14 protein-coding genes are annotated in these 17,035 nt (G+C 60.0%); 4 read left to right on the top strand and 10 right to left on the bottom strand.

Features of this window, described 5'->3' with window-relative positions:
• Window positions 1-58 precede the first annotated feature (58 nt).
• Window positions 59-910, bottom strand: a complete 852-nt coding sequence (gene motA / locus AC1DWM_RS05720; protein WP_223520138.1) for a flagellar motor stator protein MotA — start codon at window positions 908-910, stop codon at window positions 59-61.
• A 166-nt stretch (window positions 911-1,076) separates the two neighbouring features.
• Between motA and AC1DWM_RS05725 the strand changes: the two genes are divergently transcribed.
• The 3 genes from AC1DWM_RS05725 to asd are packed head-to-tail and all read left to right on the top strand — an operon-like array spanning window position 1,077 to window position 4,351.
• The gene (locus AC1DWM_RS05725; RefSeq protein ID WP_223520136.1) at window positions 1,077-2,615 is read left to right on the top strand and encodes an HDOD domain-containing protein; all 1,539 of its coding nucleotides are present in this window, start codon (window positions 1,077-1,079) and stop codon (window positions 2,613-2,615) included.
• Between the two features lie 42 nt (window positions 2,616-2,657).
• On the top strand, window positions 2,658-3,473 hold the full coding sequence (locus AC1DWM_RS05730) for a rhodanese-like domain-containing protein (RefSeq protein WP_223520134.1): 816 nt from the start codon (window positions 2,658-2,660) through the stop codon (window positions 3,471-3,473).
• Between the two features lie 17 nt (window positions 3,474-3,490).
• Window positions 3,491-4,351 (top strand): archaetidylserine decarboxylase, encoded by an 861-nt coding sequence (gene asd, locus AC1DWM_RS05735; RefSeq protein ID WP_223520132.1) that lies wholly within the window; start codon window positions 3,491-3,493, stop codon window positions 4,349-4,351.
• 100 nt (window positions 4,352-4,451) lie between these two features.
• Here asd and serB read toward each other — a convergent pair whose 3' ends face one another.
• Window positions 4,452-5,666 (bottom strand): phosphoserine phosphatase SerB, encoded by a 1,215-nt coding sequence (gene serB, locus AC1DWM_RS05740; RefSeq protein WP_007945613.1) that lies wholly within the window; start codon window positions 5,664-5,666, stop codon window positions 4,452-4,454.
• Between the two features lie 135 nt (window positions 5,667-5,801).
• Between serB and AC1DWM_RS05745 the strand changes: the two genes are divergently transcribed.
• The gene (locus tag AC1DWM_RS05745; protein WP_223520128.1) at window positions 5,802-7,331 is read left to right on the top strand and encodes an AhpA/YtjB family protein; all 1,530 of its coding nucleotides are present in this window, start codon (window positions 5,802-5,804) and stop codon (window positions 7,329-7,331) included.
• Between the two features lie 245 nt (window positions 7,332-7,576).
• Here the strand turns inward: AC1DWM_RS05745 and AC1DWM_RS05750 are convergent, their stop codons facing one another.
• From AC1DWM_RS05750 to cpdA, 8 genes are all read right to left on the bottom strand, one after another.
• Complete coding sequence (locus tag AC1DWM_RS05750; protein WP_223520126.1) at window positions 7,577-8,290, bottom strand: PqiC family protein; 714 nt, start codon at window positions 8,288-8,290, stop codon at window positions 7,577-7,579.
• A 176-nt stretch (window positions 8,291-8,466) separates the two neighbouring features.
• Window positions 8,467-10,737 carry a DNA topoisomerase IV subunit A gene (gene parC / locus AC1DWM_RS05755; RefSeq protein WP_477794786.1) on the bottom strand — a complete coding sequence of 757 codons (2,271 nt, stop codon included), beginning with the start codon at window positions 10,735-10,737 and terminating at the stop codon, window positions 8,467-8,469.
• 7 nt (window positions 10,738-10,744) lie between these two features.
• Window positions 10,745-11,269, bottom strand: a complete 525-nt coding sequence (locus AC1DWM_RS05760) for a retropepsin-like aspartic protease family protein (protein ID WP_223520123.1) — start codon at window positions 11,267-11,269, stop codon at window positions 10,745-10,747.
• Window positions 11,266-12,255, bottom strand: a complete 990-nt coding sequence (locus AC1DWM_RS05765; RefSeq protein ID WP_223520121.1) for an esterase-like activity of phytase family protein — start codon at window positions 12,253-12,255, stop codon at window positions 11,266-11,268. Before AC1DWM_RS05765 ends, AC1DWM_RS05760 begins: the two co-directional genes overlap by 4 nt.
• The gene (gene parE, locus AC1DWM_RS05770; protein WP_223520119.1) at window positions 12,255-14,159 is read right to left on the bottom strand and encodes a DNA topoisomerase IV subunit B; all 1,905 of its coding nucleotides are present in this window, start codon (window positions 14,157-14,159) and stop codon (window positions 12,255-12,257) included. The genes AC1DWM_RS05765 and parE overlap by 1 nt, the downstream gene beginning before the upstream one ends.
• Before the next feature lie 41 nt (window positions 14,160-14,200).
• A complete protein-coding gene (locus AC1DWM_RS05775) occupies window positions 14,201-14,809 on the bottom strand; it encodes a YqiA/YcfP family alpha/beta fold hydrolase (RefSeq protein ID WP_477794787.1) in 609 nt (202 codons plus the stop codon).
• A 181-nt stretch (window positions 14,810-14,990) separates the two neighbouring features.
• Entirely contained in the window at window positions 14,991-15,245 is a 255-nt protein-coding gene (locus tag AC1DWM_RS05780) for a DUF6124 family protein (RefSeq protein WP_223520115.1), read from the bottom strand.
• Window positions 15,246-16,042: 797 nt separating this feature from the next.
• Window positions 16,043-16,858, bottom strand: a complete 816-nt coding sequence (gene cpdA / locus AC1DWM_RS05785) for a 3',5'-cyclic-AMP phosphodiesterase (RefSeq protein WP_477794788.1) — start codon at window positions 16,856-16,858, stop codon at window positions 16,043-16,045.
• Window positions 16,859-17,035: the final 177 nt, after the last annotated feature.

Genomic DNA, 17,035 nt, shown 5'->3' on the forward strand with positions numbered 1-17,035 from the left:
CCTTGTCTGGCAACAACAGTCACTCGCCAAAAAAGGAACGTATTTGCAAAACAGAGCACTATCGACCGCGAACCGCTTGTTCCAGCTCAGCGAAGCTAGGACGGTGCGCCGGGTACAGCACCTTGCGACCGAATTCCACGGCCAACGATGGCGGCATGCCGGACGCCGAGGCCACCAGCGAAGCCTTGATGGCTTCGTAGACGTTCAGCTCCTCCTTGGCATCGTGGGCCAGGGCATGGGCCAGCGGACCAAAGAAACCGTACGCGGCGAGAATACCGAAGAAGGTACCTACCAGTGCCGCACCGACGTGCACGCCGATCATTTTTTGATCGCTATCACCCAGGGAGGCCATGGTCACCACGATACCCAGTACCGCCGCGACGATACCGAAACCCGGCATGGCGTCAGCGATGCCGTTTACCGCGTGGGAAGGGTGATCCAGATCTTCCTTGAGGCTGGTCAGTTCCATGTCGAACAGGCCTTCGAGCTCATGGGGCGCCATGTTGCCGGAGGACATGATGCGCAGGTAATCGCAGATGTACGCGGTCATGCGTTCATCTTTGAGCACCGCCGGGTACTTGGCGAAGATCGGGCTCGCCGCGGCATCTTCGATGTCGCCTTCGATGGCCATCATGCCTTCGCGGCGGCTTTTGTTGAGGATCTCGTAAATCAACCCCAGCACCTCAAGGTAGAAGGTGTGGTTGAAACGCGAACTGAACATCCCGAAGGCTTTCTTCAGAACGTGCTTGACCATATGGCCAGGGTTGGCCTGCAGGAATGCGCCCAGGGCCGCACCACCGATAATCATCACCTCGAAAGGCTGAATAAGGGCGGCAATCTTGCCGTGGGAAAGCACGTATCCGCCAAGCACGCTTGCGAATACGACGATGATGCCGAGAATTTTAGCCATAGGTAGGAAAACACTTACTGAGTCGGGTTCAAGGTCATATTCGGAAGTTGAAAAATCTCTTCTTCTCCTTATCGGCAAAACTGCGCCAGACTATAGCCCGTTCAAGCGAAAAGCTAATTTAGCCTTCTCCGGGCACAGGTAATGCAGACGATGATTGCGTCCAACCATGGCTAACCAAACGAACATTGCAACTCAAAAACCGACCACGCTTGAAGGCTGGATCAAGCTTCTCGATGGCGTGCGCCTGCCGGTTCCGCAAGTCAGCCATGACCGTGTCTGCAAGGCCATCGCCGATAACCGCAGCTCGCTTCGCGATATCGCAGACCTCATGCAAGACAGCCCGGCCCTGGCCTTGAGCATCATTCGTGAAGCCAATCGCCACACCCATGGCAGCATGACCGAGCCTGCGGAAAACCTTGAAGTAGCGATCAATCGCCTCGGTTTGAAGCGCACCGAAGAACTGCTCGCCCGCCTGCCCGTAGAGCCCCTGTCACAGATCCCGATTGCGTTGCGCCAGTTGCAGTTGATCAGCCAGCACGCGACGCAACAGGCCAATGGTTTTTTTGCCAGTCGCCTGGCGCGGCTGTGGCAGGACATTCACTGGGGCAGCCTGCTGTTTCTCTCGCCACTGTGGCCCATGGCGCTGACCCATCCGCAATTGCTTGAAGAGTGGGAGCTGCGGGTCATCCATAAAGGCGAATCGGCACGCAACGTCGAAAAGCAGTTGTTCGGTGTGCGCCTGCTGGATATTTGCCAGACCCTGGTGAGCCTCTGGCGCCTGCCGATCTGGGTGGAACAGGGTTATCGCCTGCTGCTGACCGAGCAGCGCGAGCTGGTCAAAGTCCTGCGCATCGCCCGCGACAGCGATCATCCACTGCGCCAGCAAAACCGCCTCGATGACGATCCGACTCTGCGTCGCTGGCTCAATCAGCCGGCTAATACCGTGCTACTGGCCAACGGTCTGGCGCTGTCGGCGCAACAGGCGTGGGACAGTCCTCACAGCAAGCGCTGGCAATACCTGACCAGCCTTTACCTGCAAATGCCCATGGCCGAGGTGCAGCAGCAATTGCACCAGCAGGCCGCCAACAGCGCCCGGCTGCATGCCATGCCGGACCTGTGGCACCCCGCTGTTTCGCTGCTCTGGCCGTGGGGCATGAACCGTATCCACGCCGGGCTGCTGCCGGCACCGGCGCCGACCACCGAAGACCTGGCGAAGTGGCGCAGCCAATGCGCCGAGTTGCTGGTGGAGCCAAGCCCGTTCACCAACGCCATGCACTTGACCACCTCCGCCCGGGACGCCCTGGTCGCATGCGGCTTGCGCCGAGTGATGATTTTGATGGCTGACCGCACGCACGCCAATCTGCGGGTGCATCAGATTGCCGGATTGCCAAAAGAAACGGCCGGGCTGAATTTCGTGGTGAATCAAAGCAACGTGCTGCAACGTTTGCTCTCGCAACAAGCGCAGGTGCGCCTGACACCGGCCAACAACGCCCAGTTTTCGGCCTTGTTGCCGGCCAGCCTGCGCGCGCAGTTCCGTGGCGAACACCTGTTGCTGCGCTCGCTGATCAATAATGGTCGGGTGATCATGGTGGTGGTGGCGGATCAGGGCGGCGGACCGTTCTCGGAAATCACCGTGCAAGCCTTCGGTAAAACCGCGCAGTGCATCGAGAAATCCCTGCACACCTTTAGCCACCGCGGCCAATGACGCTGCGCTACAATCCTCCCTTTTGTGCTCTGGAGACCTCACATGTCTGACTTCTCTGGCTTGCCGCTGGTGATCGAGCCGAGCGACTTGCTCCCTCGCCTTGAGTCCCGCGATCTGATCTTGGTGGACCTGACCAGCAGTGCCCGTTATGCCGAAGGGCATCTTCCCGGCGCGCGCTTTGTCGATCCGAAACGCACGCAACTCGGTCAGGCGCCTGCGCCGGGGCTGATGCCGCCGAAAGCGGCGCTCGAAGCGTTGTTCGGTGAGCTGGGACACAATCCCGCCGCGGTGTACGTGGTGTATGACGACGAAGGCGGCGGCTGGGCCGGGCGTTTTATCTGGCTCTTGGATGTCATCGGTCACCGTAAGTACCACTATGTCGACGGCGGACTGCCGGCTTGGCTGGCAGAAGGCTTGCCCATGTCGATCCAAATCCCGGCCCCCGTTGGCGGCCCGGTGGCATTGACGCTGCACGACGAACCCACCGCTACCCGCGAATACCTGCAAAGCCGTCTCGGCGCCGCCGACCTGGCGATCTGGGACGCGCGCGGGCCGCTGGAGTACTCCGGCGAGAAAGTGCTGGCGGCCAAGGCCGGGCACATTCCCGGCGCCGTCAATTTCGAATGGACCGCGGGCATGGATCAGTCGCGCAACTTGCGCATCCGCACAGACATGCCGCAGATTCTCGAACAGCTCGGCATCAGCAAAGACAAAGAAGTGATCACCCACTGCCAGACTCACCACCGTTCTGGCTTCACCTATCTGGTGGCCAAATCCCTCGGTTATCCGCGGGTCAAAGGCTATGCCGGTTCCTGGGGCGAATGGGGCAACCATCCCGACACCCCCGTAGAGATTTAAGGTTTTAAGGACAGTTAATGAATAAGCGTCTGTTTATCCTCAGCCAATACCTGCTGCCCCATAATTTGCTCTCGCGACTGGCCGGCTGCATTGCCGAATGCCGCGTGCGCTGGTTCAAAAACGCCTTTACCGCCTGGTTCGCCAAGCGTTATCAGGTGGACATGTCCCTGGCGCTGGTCGAAGACCTGACCGCCTACGAGCACTTCAATGCGTTCTTCACCCGCGCCCTGAAAGACGGCGCTCGCCCGCTCGACGAAACCCCGGGTGCCATTCTCAGCCCGGCCGATGGCGCGATCAGCCAGCTCGGCCCGATCGAACACGGTCGTGTATTCCAGGCCAAGGGCCACAGTTTCAGCGTGCTGGAGTTGCTCGGCGGTGACTCCGCCAACGCCGCGCCGTTCATGGGCGGTGATTTCGCCACGATTTACCTGTCGCCGAAGGACTACCACCGCGTGCACATGCCGCTGGCCGGCACCTTGCGCGAGATGGTCTACATCCCGGGCCGTCTGTTCTCGGTGAATCAGACCACCGCCGAAAACGTTCCGGAGCTGTTCGCCCGTAACGAGCGTGTGGCGTGCATTTTCGACACTGAGCGCGGGCCGATGGCCGTGGTGCTGGTAGGCGCGATGATCGTTGCGTCGATCGAAACCGTCTGGGCCGGGCTGGTCACGCCGCCGAAACGCGAGCTGAAAACCTTCCGCTACGACGAAGCCGCCCGCGCGCCGATCCACCTGGAGAAAGGTGCGGAATTGGGTCGCTTCAAACTGGGTTCGACCGCTGTCGTGCTGTTCGGGCCAGACCAGGTGAAATGGGCCGAAGAACTGGCGGCCGGTTCGCCGGTGCAGATGGGCCAGGGCATGGGCCAGCCAAAGGCCTGACCCTGTAGGAGCCGGCTTGCCGGCGAATGCAGCAACGCGGTGTACCTGCCCTGATACACCGCTTTCGCTGGCAAGCCAGCTCCTACAGTAGGTTTACTTTTTACAACTGTCCGTCGCGATCGCGGAAGCCCAGCAGATACAGCACGCCATCCAGCCCAAGGGTGGAGATCGCCTGCTTCGCCGACTGTTTCACCAGCGGCTTGGCCCGGAATGCCACACCCAACCCGGCAATCGCCAGCATCGGCAAATCATTGGCGCCGTCACCGACCGCAATGGTCTGCTCCAGTCGCAATCCTTCCTTATGGGCCAGCTCACGCAGCAAGTCAGCCTTACGCTGCGCATCGACAATCGGCTCGACTGCAACACCCGTGACTTTACCGTCGACCACTTCCAGTTCGTTGGCAAATACGTAGTCAATGCCCAGCTTGGCCTGCAATTGCTTGGCGAAGTAGGTAAAGCCACCCGACAGAATGGCGGTCTTGTAGCCCAGACGCTTGAGTTCGGCGAACAGGGTTTCAGCACCTTCGGTCAAGCGCAGGGAAGCACCGATCGAATCCAGCACGCTGACATCCAGACCTTGCAGCAACGCCAGACGTTCTTTGAAGCTCGCGCGAAAGTCCAGCTCGCCGGCCATCGCTCGCTCGGTGATTTCCGACACCTGATCGCCGACACCCGCCGCCTTGGCCAGTTCGTCGATCACTTCTGCTTCGATCAGGGTCGAGTCCATGTCGAACACCGCCAAGCGACGGTTGCGACGGAACAGCGAGTCTTCCTGAAAGGCGATGTCGACGTTCAGTTCCTGCGCAACGCTGAGGAATTCGGCCCGCAGCGCCTGCGGATCAGCCGCTTCGCCACGCACGGAAAACTCGATGCAGCCCTTGCCCTTGTCAGCCGGGGTGTCCAGCGGCATGCGTCCGGACAGACGATCGATGTGATCGATGTTCAGACCATATTTGGCGGTGATCGAGCTCACGGCCTGCAATTGCCCGGCAGTCACTTTGCGGGTCAATAGCGTCACGATGTGGCGTTTTTTGCCCTGATTGCCGACCCACTGCTGATAATCCTCTTCGGACACTGGCGTGAAACGCACCTGTTGATCGAGCTCGTAACCCTTGAACAGGATGTCCTTGAGCACCGACTTGCCTTGCTCGGTATCCGGAATTTCAACCAGGATGCCGAACGACAGAGTGTCGTGGATCACCGCCTGACCAATGTCGAGAATGTTCACACCACCTTGGGCCAGAACGCCGGTAATGGCCGCAGTCAGACCCGGACGGTCGACTCCCGTGATGTTTATCAGGACGATTTCGCGCAAGGCGCACCCCCGCAAGTGGAAAAAAACCGCATTCTACCCACTTTCAGTGACCATCGGGCACCGTGAGCGCTTTGACGGTCTAGGGCCTGTCGCTATACTGCGCGTCAACTCCACGGACAAAAGAGCCGAGCTCAAGTGAACCGGCCTACGCCAGTAAAAACCGACAACTTCTTCCTGCTGATCTTCCGGGCACTGCGCCACCGCCGTGTACCGATTGCATTGCGCATCGCCAGCCATAACGTGATCCTGGTCGCCCTGGCCCTGGTGATCTACGCCGGCGTGATGGGTTTGCAGTTCAAGCAGGCCATGCACGAGCAGGCAGATGCGCTGGGCGAAAGCCTGACCACGCAGACCGCCACCTCCGCTACGGAGCTGTTGGTGTCCAACGACATCCTCAGCCTCAATGTGCTGCTCAACAACCTGACCAAGAACAAGCTGGTGGCCCACGCCGCCATCTATAGCGTGGATAACCGCATCCTCGCCGAGGCCGGTCAGCGTCCCAAGCACAGCCTGTTGGGCGAAGCCGAGGGCATGTACCAGAGCAAGATCACGTTCCAGGACGTGACCGCCGGGCAACTGCGCATCAGCCTGGACATGGACCAATTCCAGCAGCCAATGACCATCAGCCTACAAAGCATGGGCATTTTGAGTGCGATCCTGTTGGCGTTGTCGCTGGCCCTGAGCCTGCGTCTGGGTCGGCACATCTCTACGCCGCTGCTGCAATTGCGCGTATGGCTGCGCAATATCGACGAATACACCCCGGCCACTGAGCGCCAGGACGAGATCGGCGACCTGGCCCGTCAGCTGCACGCCAATTTCGCACCGGAGCCCGCCGAGCCGGAACCGGCGCCGGAGCCTGAGTACGACGACAGCGATGAAGACGCGGACGACAACGAGCCAACCTTCGAAGTACGCAACTTGCGTGACCCGAGTTTCGATGAAACCAAACCCGTCGCCAGCCTGAAACCAGCGCCACGACACATTGTCAGCACCGTTGAAGACGACGATGACGATGATGCGTTTGCCGACCTGCGTGACGAGTCGGTCGCCGTCGCACCGAAACCGGCAGCAAAACCCGTGATCTCGAACGTGCCACAGCACAGCGCCGTCCTGGCCGTGCAACTGGGCGCTCAGGACCAACTGCGTCGCCTGCCCCGCACGCGCCTCGAAGAATTGCTGAAACGCTATCGCGACTGCCTTGATCAGGCTGCTTCGCTCTACCAAAGCGAACTGCACACACTGAACGATGGCAGCACGCTGATGCTGTTCCACACCGAAGACAGTGGCGATGACTACCTGACCAACGCCATCTGCTGCGGTGAATTGCTGCGAGCCCTGGGCCATCAGTTGCAGATTGAAGTCGCGGACAGCGGCATCACCCTGCAATTGCAGTTGGGTCTGACGCTGGGTGAGGAGTTGTTCGGTATGAGCCAGATCGATTTGCTGCTGACCGAAACCGCTCAGGACGCCCTGGCCCTGTCGCAACACAGCCGCAACCTGCTGCTGGTGCAGCGCAAGATCGGTGACGACGTGCTGATTCGTCAGCGTGCACGGATTCGCCCTATTGCGAGCCCTGAGGGCGCTTGCTGTGTGGAGCGGTTGATGGAGCCCTATCCGTCGATGCTGGAACGGCAACTGGCGCGGATGCATGAGCGCCGGGCGTAAGCCCCGCTGTAAAGAAGCCCGCAGACAAGAGATTGTCTGCGGGCTTTTTATTGTCTGTTCCGACCCCATCGCGAGCAGGCTCGCTCCCACAGGGATCTTCTGTGGACACATCCTCTGTGAGCATCAGAGATCCCCTGTGGGAGCGAGCCTGCTCGCGAAGGGGCCTTCAGCAGCGCTACAGATATCCAACCTGCTGAAACAACAAAGCCCGCACAAGGCGGGCTTTGCTTTAGATCAGTCCAGGCTTAGAACCTGAACACTTCCATATCGGTCCGGATCGGCAAAGCCATCGGGATCTTCGGCTGTTTCTCTTGCTCGGCCGCCGGCGCGACAGGTTTTGCCGCAGGTTTACGCGGCGCGTCAGCAATCGCTGGCTGGTTGGCCAATGGCTTGAGCGCCACCGACAACTGCTCCGCCAGACGCTGCAACAACACACCTTGCGCCTGAACCTGCGCCGCTGTGCTGCCCGCGTGCTGTTCTTGCAGGTGAATGATGCGGTTATCGCGAACCTTTCCACGACGGTCGATCAATCGCCATTGCGCATCCAGGACTGCCGGTTGCGACACACCCGAGTCCAGGCGAGTAATCGTCAGCAGTACCTGAACATCCGGGGTAAAGCCCGCTGTGGCAGGCGCCAGCACAACGCGCTGACTGTCCAGTCGACCGGCTACCTGACGCAGCAACAGCTGATCAATGTCGGAAGACAGGCTGCCCGCCCAACGACCGTCGGTGGCAGCTTGCAGACTGCCATCGGGCTGTCGCTGCAACAGGGTTTCGCGTTGCAGGTAATCGGCAACCGTTACCGGGCCCAACAATACCGCCATGCCCGAGCTTTGCGCAGGCGCAACCGGGCTTCCGCTGTCCAGTTGATACAGCGACACCGGCTGGTGAACGCTGCAACCCGCAAGGCCTAGCAAGCCAGCGAGCATCAAAATAAAAGGAAGGCGCAGAGCAGTCATCGTCCCATCCAGGTGGCCGCCACAAGGCTAACCACAGTGAAAATACTCAATAAATATGAAGAACGCTCGACCACGCCGGCGCTTGAAAGGCCATATCATCCGTGAATATGCGTTCCGACTCCAGCGCCAAAGCGTCGATCTACGTGTTAAATCGCAGATCGACCGCTCTAGGACGCTTAATTATTGAGGTTTTCGACGAGCAGCGCATCCACCCTCTGAAAACCACGTGGCAACTTGTTACCACGACGCCCACGCTCACCTTTGTAGTGTTCGAGGTCGTCTGCTTTCAGTGACAAGGTACGTTTTCCGGCCTGCAACACCAAAGTGGCACCCTCCGGCAATACGGCGATGTCCGTCACATACTCTTCGCGATTGGCCACACGCTCACCGGTGATGCCGATGATCTTGTTGCCTTTGCCCTTACCTAATTGTGGCAGGTCGCTGATTTTGAAGATCAGCAAGCGACCTTCGGTTGTCACCGAAGCCAGCCAGTTGTTCTCGCGATCAGCCACCGGGCGCGGGAGAATGACTTTCGAGTTGCTCGGCAGGCTCAGCAGCGCCTTGCCGGCCTTGTTCTTGGCCTGGAAATCTTCACCTTTGACCACGAAACCATACCCGGCGTCGGAAGCGATCACGTACAGCGAATCGTCTTCCGGCATCAGCACGCATTCAAAACTCGCGCCCGGCGGAGGCGTCAGACGACCGGTCAACGGCTCGCCCTGGCCACGGGCCGATGGCAACGTGTGCGTCGCCACCGAATAACTGCGACCGGTGGAGTCGATAAACACCGCAAACTGGTTGGAGCGGCCGGCCGCCAAGGCCTTGAAACCGTCTCCGGCCTTGTAGGAAAGTCCAGTGGCGTCGATCTCATGCCCTTTGGCAGAGCGAACCCAGCCTTTTTCCGACAGCACAACCGTCACTTTCTCATTCGGCAGCAGATCGTGCTCGGTCAGGGCCTTGGCTTCGGCGCGCTCGACAATCGGCGAACGGCGATCGTCGCCATAGGTTTCGGCGTCCTTGATCAGCTCGGTGCGTACCAGCTTTTTCAGCTTGGCTTCGCTGCCCAGCAGGGCCTGCAGCTTGGCTTGCTCCTTGAGCAGCTCATCCTGCTCGGAACGCAGCTTCATTTCTTCCAGTCGCGCCAACTGACGCAAACGGGTGTCGAGAATGTATTCGGCCTGGATTTCACTCAGGGCGAAACGCGCGATCAGCGCCGCTTTTGGATGCTCCTCGGTTCGAATGATGTGAATCACTTCATCGAGGTTGAGGTAGGCAATCAATAAACCGTCCAACAGGTGCAAGCGACGCTCGACCTTATCGAGGCGGAATTGCAGGCGGCGACGCACGGTCTGCACCCGGAACTCCAGCCACTCGACCAGCAGCGCCCGCAGGTTTTTCAGCTGCGGCTTGCCGTCCAGACCAATGATGTTGATGTTGACCCGGTAGCTCGACTCCAGCTCGGTGCTGGCGAACAGATGCTGCATCAGCGCATCGTGGTCAAAGTTTTTCCGCGCACCCGGAATGATCACGATGCGGCATGGGTTTTCGTGGTCGGATTCGTCGCGCAGGTCAGCGATCTGCGGCGCCTTGGACGGTTTGGCCTGCATCATCGCCGCAATCTGTTCCAGCACCTTGGCACCCGATACCTGGTGCGGCAGCGCGGTGACGATAATGTCGCCGTCTTCGATGTGGTAGACGGCGCGCATACGCACCGAGCCCTTGCCGGTTTCGTAGATTTTCAGCAGGTCGGCGCGCGGGGTGATGATTTCCGCTTCGGTCGGGTAATCCGGGCCCTGGATGTGTTCAAAGAGCTGTTCGACCGTGGCTTTGGGCTCATCGAGCAAACGCACGCACGCCGTCGCGACTTCGCGCAGGTTGTGCGGCGGCACATCGGTGGCCATGCCCACGGCGATGCCGGTGGTGCCGTTAAGCAGGATGTTCGGCAAACGTGCCGGCAACACCAGCGGCTCGTCGAGGGTGCCGTCGAAGTTCGGGCCCCAGTCCGCAGTGCCCTGCCCCAATTCACTGAGCAGCACTTCGGAATAACGCGACAGCCGCGCTTCGGTGTAACGCATGGCGGCGAACGACTTGGGATCATCCGGCGCACCCCAGTTACCCTGACCGTCGACCAACGTGTAGCGATAGCTGAAAGGCTGGGCCATCAGGACCATGGCTTCGTAGCAGGCCGAATCGCCGTGCGGGTGGAACTTGCCGAGCACGTCACCGACGGTACGCGCCGATTTCTTGTGCTTGGAGTCGGCGTCCAGCCCCAACTCGCTCATCGCATAGATGATGCGTCGCTGTACCGGTTTCAGGCCGTCGCCGATATGCGGCAAGGCACGGTCCATGATCACGTACATGGAATAGTTGAGGTAGGCATTTTCGGTGAAGTCAGCCAGTGACCGGCGTTCTACACCGTCCAGGCTGAGATCAAGGGAGTCGCTCATGCGGGCCTCATTGGTTCGTTGTCTGGCGCAGCAGCATGGTGCCACCGCGCTGGGTAAATTCAAGTTTGTTCAGTGCGCTCATGCCGAGCAGCACCTGTTTGCCTTCCAGTCCTGGTGCAACCAGCGCGCGAACATCACGCAACACAATGTCGCCCAGTTGCAGCCGGTCGATGCGGGTTCGATAGCCCTCGCTCAGACCATTGGCCGTGCTCAGGGTCACCCCGAAGCCTTGTTCCAGTTTCAACCCCTTGGCCACACTGGCCGGAATTGACACATCCGTTGCTCCAGTATCGAGCATGAAGTCCACCGGGTGGCCGTTGATAGCACCGCTGACGACAAAATGCCCCTGGCGGTTGCTGACCAGCTTCACTTCGATAAACCCTTCACCCTGCTCCGAGGTGACGACGGCATTGGGGTTTTGCTGACGCGCCTCCCATTGCCCGAAAAACCGTGTCGCCAGAAATAACGCGGCGCACCAGGCCAATATCAGCATGACCCGCCCGACGCGTTTGCCCGGCGTTTGCTGGCTCACGGCTTGGCGCTCCAGCCACCTTCAGGCGCGGCGAAGCGCCAGACAACCGGGCGACTTTCGCCATCGGCACGGGCACCGTTGTTGTTATCGACACCGATCCACGCACCGTCTGCGTCCACGACCAATGCTTCTTCCAACCCATAGCTCTGTGGATAACGACGGTTTTCCTGCAACAACTCGGCCGCATACGACCAGCAGCGCTCGACTTTAGCCGTCTGCGGATCACGGCGACAAATCTGGTACGCGTTGCGCTCAAGGGTGAACAATTTGCCGTTGAACAACGACACGTCGGAAAAATCCCGGGGCACCGGTTTGGCCTTGGGAAATTGCGGTGGCTGCATTTCCATGCCCGCTTCGCTTAGCAGCACACAGCCACCTTCGCAGTCCCACACCGTTTGTTTGCGCTTGATCGTCAACAATCCACGGCTTTGACGCTCGGCAGCGAACCACATTTGATCACCCGCCGGATTGATCGCCAGGCCCTCAAACAGCGCATTGAATTGCAATAACATGCCACTGGCCCGTGCTTCGCGAACCAGCATCGGTGAGATTTTCAGCCAGGTCGCCGGCCCCGTCAGAGGGACTTGCAGGACCGCCGCATGGGCTTCGCTGACGATGTAGCGATTACCGGCGCTGTCGCAGGTAATGGCTTCGAAATCCAGATCACCGCCACGCACGAACGACGCCACCCAGGCGCGCGAGCGCAATCCCCAGGGCAAGCCACTGCCCGGTACCGCAGGCACACCGATGCCCACGGCTTCAGCCTGCCAGACCGTGTCGCGGGTATCGAGGCGATAGATTTGATCGTCGTCGCGATCGGATACCGCCCACAGGTCCTTGCCGCACTGGGCAAGTCCCGACAGATTGCCGCCGCGCATGCCGTCAACCGGATGCTCGGCTACCACGCGCAATTCTGGTGCCGGTTCAGCAAACGCCAGAACCGGGGCCAGAAGTAAACAACATGCCAGGGCAAAGCCACGCGGCATCAACCAAGAACCTCGGCCAGGTTGCCCTTGGATTCCAGCCAGGATTTGCGATCACCGGCGCGTTTCTTCGCCAGCAACATGTCCATCATTTCCGACGTTGCTTCGAAATCGTCCAGCGTCAACTGCACCAGACGCCGGGTATTCGGGTCCATGGTGGTTTCGCGCAGCTGTGGCGGGTTCATTTCACCCAGACCTTTGAATCGGGTGACCTGCGGCTTGCCGCGCTTTTTCTCGGCGACCAGACGATCCAGAATGCCATCGCGCTCGGCCTCGTCCAGGGCGTAGTAAATCTCTTTGCCCAAGTCGATGCGGTACAGCGGCGGCATGGCGACATAGACGTGACCGGCATCCACCAACGGGCGGAAATGCTGGACGAACAACGCACACAGCAACGTGGCGATGTGCAAACCGTCGGAGTCGGCGTCGGCGAGGATGCAGATTTTGCCGTAACGCAGCTGGGCGATGTCCGCCGAGCCCGGGTCGACACCGATGGCCACAGCAATGTTATGCACTTCCTGGCTGGCTAGCACTTCGCTGCCGTCGACTTCCCACGTGTTCAGAATCTTGCCGCGCAACGGCAGGATGGCCTGAAACTCTTTGTCCCTCGCTTGCTTGGCGGAACCGCCGGCGGAATCACCTTCCACCAGAAACAGCTCGGAACGCATCGGGTCCTGCCCGGCACAATCAGCCAGTTTGCCCGGCAGCGCCGGCCCGGCGGTGATGCGCTTGCGCTCGACCTTCTTGCTCGCCTTGAGGCGGCGGCCGGCGTTGTTGATCGCCAGCTCCGCCAGCAGCATGCCGGTTTCCGGGTTGGCATTGAGCCACAGGCTGAAAGCGTCCTTGACCACACCGGAAACAAAAGCCGCCGCTTCACGGGACGACAATCGTTCTTTGGTCTGGCCGGAGAATTGCGGCTCCTGCATTTTCATCGACAGCACGAAAGCGATGCGTTCCCAGACGTCTTCCGGCGCCAGCTTCACGCCACGCGGCAGCAGGCTGCGGAATTCGCAGAACTCGCGCATGGCATCGAGCAAGCCCTGGCGCAAACCGTTGACGTGCGTACCGCCCTGGGCCGTCGGGATCAGGTTGACGTAGCTTTCCTGCACCGCGTCGCCACCTTCCGGCAACCACAGCAGCGCCCAGTCGACCGCTTCTTTATTACCGGCCAGGCTGCCGCAGAACGGCTCGTCCGGCAGGCGTTCGAATTCGCTGACCGCGTCTACCAGATAGGAGCGCAGGCCGTCTTCGTAATGCCACTCGACTTTTTCACCGGTGGCCTTGTCTTCAAAACTGACCAGCAGCCCCGGGCACAGCACAGCCTTGGCCTTGAGCACGTGCTTGAGACGGCTGATGGAGAATTTCGGTGAATCGAAGTATTTCGGGTCCGGGGCGAAGAACACGCTGGTACCGGTATTGCGTTTACCGACCGTGCCGATCACTTCCAGCTCGGTTTTTTTGTAACCGTCGGCGAACGTCATCTGGTATTCGTTGCCGTCACGCTTTACGCGCACCCGGACTTCGGTCGACAAGGCGTTGACCACCGAAATACCCACCCCGTGCAGACCGCCGGAGAACTGGTAGTTCTTGTTGGAAAACTTGCCACCAGCATGAAGCTTGGTGAGGATCAGCTCGACCCCGGAAACGCCCTCTTCCGGGTGAATGTCCACCGGCATGCCACGGCCGTCGTCGCTGACTTCCAGGGAGTGGTCGGCGTGCAGGATGACCTGCACCGATGTCGCATGCCCGGCCAAGGCTTCGTCGACGCTGTTGTCGATGACTTCCTGGGCGAGGTGGTTCGGCCGACTGGTGTCGGTATACATGCCGGGGCGCTTGCGCACCGGGTCGAGGCCCGAGAGGACTTCGATGGCGTCTGCGTTATAAGAGCTAGCGCTGGGAGTGGCCATGGGGTCTCGTCGTCAAATGTTCGTGAAATAGAGGCGACGGCTCACAGTGCTGTGAAATCGATCGCCTGATACAAATCTGCGCCGATACCGGCAAAACTCAGCATTACCGGCAGCTGCGCGGCAAACCCCTGGAAACTATGGTCGCCGCCGGCCTGGATGCGCAAGGCACACGCCCGGTAATACTGCTGGGCCTGTCGATAGTCCAGCGTTTCGTCACCGGTCTGCAACCACACCTGATACCGCTGCGGGTCCTGGGGTGCCGGCACTTCCAGCTCGGCCAGGGCCGTCACGTGGTCGTGGGTCAACTCCCAAGCCTCATCGGTATACAGGTTTTTCTGCGTCCCCAGGAACCCGTCGAACATCCGGTGCGGACTGACGGCCGGGTTGATCAGCAAAGCCTTGAGGCCATGGCGCTCGGCCAAGAGAGTCGCATAGTAGCCGCCGAGTGAGCTGCCGACCAGCAGTGGCCGTTGCAGCTCGGCAATCGCCTGCTCCAGCTGACCGATGGCCTCGCGAGGGTGGTGATGCAAGGCTGGCACGCGCAACTGATCGCTCAAACCCAGACGGTCCATCACTTGCATCAACTGCGTGGCCTTTTTCGACGCAGGCGCGCTGTTGAAACCGTGGATATAAAGGATCGAACCGGACATTTGAGCTCCCTGTGCGTCGGGTAAAGAGGCGCAGTTTACAGGGACTCGGGGGGATCGGGGATATCCTCGGGATTCGTGGTGCCTTTGAGGGCGCCATCGCGAGCAGGCTCACTCCCACATTGGAATGCATGTCCCTGTAGGAGTGAGCCTGCTCGCGATGAACGATAACGCGGTCTAAAGGTTATGCCGGATCAACGGTATCCAGCACCCGATTCACCGCCAGTTCAGCCAGCATGACAATTTGCTGAAGCGCCATGACCGTATGCCGGTCCGGACCTTGCAGGCGCGCAGCGAAATCACTGGCCATCACACTCGCCGAAGCCAGTGACTCACAGGAATGGGCTAACAGGCTTTCTATGTCTATGTCGGGGGCGACCATAAACATCGTGCTGGATTTGCGAACAGTATCTGGAGGATTTGGTGTTGGTTTGAACATGGTTACACGTCAGTTCATTGATATGGAGCCACCCCCAATTGCCGCGATGCAATGTAAGGGTGGCAGCTGTACGCGGGTTCGCGGACCGAGAACTGAGAATCGGCATACCCGAAGGTATCCCACGCACAGCCGCCATGAAACAAAACGACAGGCACTCAAAAGTGCTGTTGTAAGGCGCGGCGATTATGCCTCAGTTCAGTGGGCCGCGAAGCCCGGACGCTGAATGTATCAGCGACAGAGCAAAGGCTAGTGAAGCCACGTCCGACGGGCAACCTGAAAAGATCGTGGGAAGGTTCCGAAATTTCTGCTGACCATTAAACAGTGTCGTCGGTGAGGACGCCTTCGCTGGCAAGCCAGCTCCTACAGGGGAATGGTGTGCATCTGCTGGAAATTGGTCGGCTGTCAGGCCGCCATCGCTGGCAAGCCAGCTCCTACAATAGATCGGTGTACACCCGCCGCTCTTCACCACTCAACAGGCCGAGCGTTAGCTCGCCTGCAGCTCTTGATCTTGATCCACCCGCCCCTTCGGGAGGCTGAGTGGAGGTGTGCATCCGGGGAGTGGCGCGCAGCGCCGTTCGACGCAGTCGAACACGCTGCATGTAGGTCGAAGCGAAGCCGACCGGAGGGCAGTGTCCCCGGATGGATACCGGAGCGAAGGAACGCCGAGCCTTGGCGAGGGGCCGGACGCTCGGGGCGAGACCTTTTGGTTCCTTTTGGGGCGTTTGCCAAAAGGGACTCGCTGTAAGAGCGAAACCATTAGCGGCCGTTACCGCAGAAACGGATATGCACCCAAAAACTCAGTAACCGTTGGAGCTGTAATCAACCTGAAAATCAAACCCGGTGACCCGTTCGACACCGGTTTCGATCCGCCCATCGGGCAACAACCGCAACCAGCGATACCCCGGCGCCTGCTCCCCGACCTTGAAATCATCGCTGCCCGGCTCGAACTGAATGCAGGTCGAAGGCGAGGCAATCAGGCGCACGCCGTTGCGCACCTGATCAATCTCCTGATGCACATGCCCCCATAAAACCGCCCGCACCTGCGGAAAACGATCGAGTACCGCAAACAGCGCCTCAGGGTTGCGCAACCCTATCGGCTCCATCCACGCACAGCCAATCGACACCGGATGATGGTGAAAACACACCAGATGATGCCGCTCCGGTGCCTCACTCAGTGACCGAGCCAACAACTGCAACTGCTCATCCTGCAAATACCCCGGCACCGAACCCGGCACGGCGGAATCGAGCAACGTGACCCGCCAGTTACCGACATCCACCACCGATTCCAGCATTGCGCTCTGCACTGCTGCCTCGGCCATGACCTGTGGCTCATCGTGATTGCCGGGAATCCAGCGCGCCGGCGCATCGAGCTGACGGGTCAGTTCGCGGAACTGCTGGTAGGACTCCAGCGTCCCGTCCTGAGACAGGTCGCCACTGGCGATGACCAAGTCGATGTGCGGCTGCTGAAGCTGCACCAACTCGATGACTTTTTGCAGGCTGTCCCGGGTGTTCATGCCCAGCAACGTCCCGCCCGCTTGCGCAAACAGATGACTGTCGGAGAGTTGCACCAGCAACGCCGGATCGGCGGTGGTCAATGTGGATACGCTCGGCAAGGCGTTCTCCCAGGACTGAATCACGGGTGTGGATGGGTGCTGCAATTATGCTGGGGGACGCTCAAAAGGGGAAATCTGTGAACCAGACACAGTTCACAACTAGCGCCCTATCCCCCAAATATGCTCTTTTTTTGGCGAGTGGTCATTGTCGCCAGGCAAGGCGCCGCGACGACTCAT

Source organism: Pseudomonas sp. P4_C8 (assembly GCF_056401975.1).

Coding starts and splice junctions, on each gene's coding strand:
- AC1DWM_RS05725 (WP_223520136.1), top strand. CDS start 1,077: ATGGCTAACCAAACGAACATTGCAACTCAAAAACCGACCACGCTTGAA.
- AC1DWM_RS05780 (WP_223520115.1), bottom strand. CDS start 15,245: ATGTTCAAACCAACACCAAATCCTCCAGATACTGTTCGCAAATCCAGC.
- AC1DWM_RS05750 (WP_223520126.1), bottom strand. CDS start 8,290: ATGACTGCTCTGCGCCTTCCTTTTATTTTGATGCTCGCTGGCTTGCTA.
- parC (WP_477794786.1), bottom strand. CDS start 10,737: ATGAGCGACTCCCTTGATCTCAGCCTGGACGGTGTAGAACGCCGGTCA.
- AC1DWM_RS05775 (WP_477794787.1), bottom strand. CDS start 14,809: ATGTCCGGTTCGATCCTTTATATCCACGGTTTCAACAGCGCGCCTGCG.
- motA (WP_223520138.1), bottom strand. CDS start 910: ATGGCTAAAATTCTCGGCATCATCGTCGTATTCGCAAGCGTGCTTGGC.
- asd (WP_223520132.1), top strand. CDS start 3,491: ATGAATAAGCGTCTGTTTATCCTCAGCCAATACCTGCTGCCCCATAAT.
- parE (WP_223520119.1), bottom strand. CDS start 14,159: ATGGCCACTCCCAGCGCTAGCTCTTATAACGCAGACGCCATCGAAGTC.
- AC1DWM_RS05765 (WP_223520121.1), bottom strand. CDS start 12,255: ATGCCGCGTGGCTTTGCCCTGGCATGTTGTTTACTTCTGGCCCCGGTT.
- AC1DWM_RS05730 (WP_223520134.1), top strand. CDS start 2,658: ATGTCTGACTTCTCTGGCTTGCCGCTGGTGATCGAGCCGAGCGACTTG.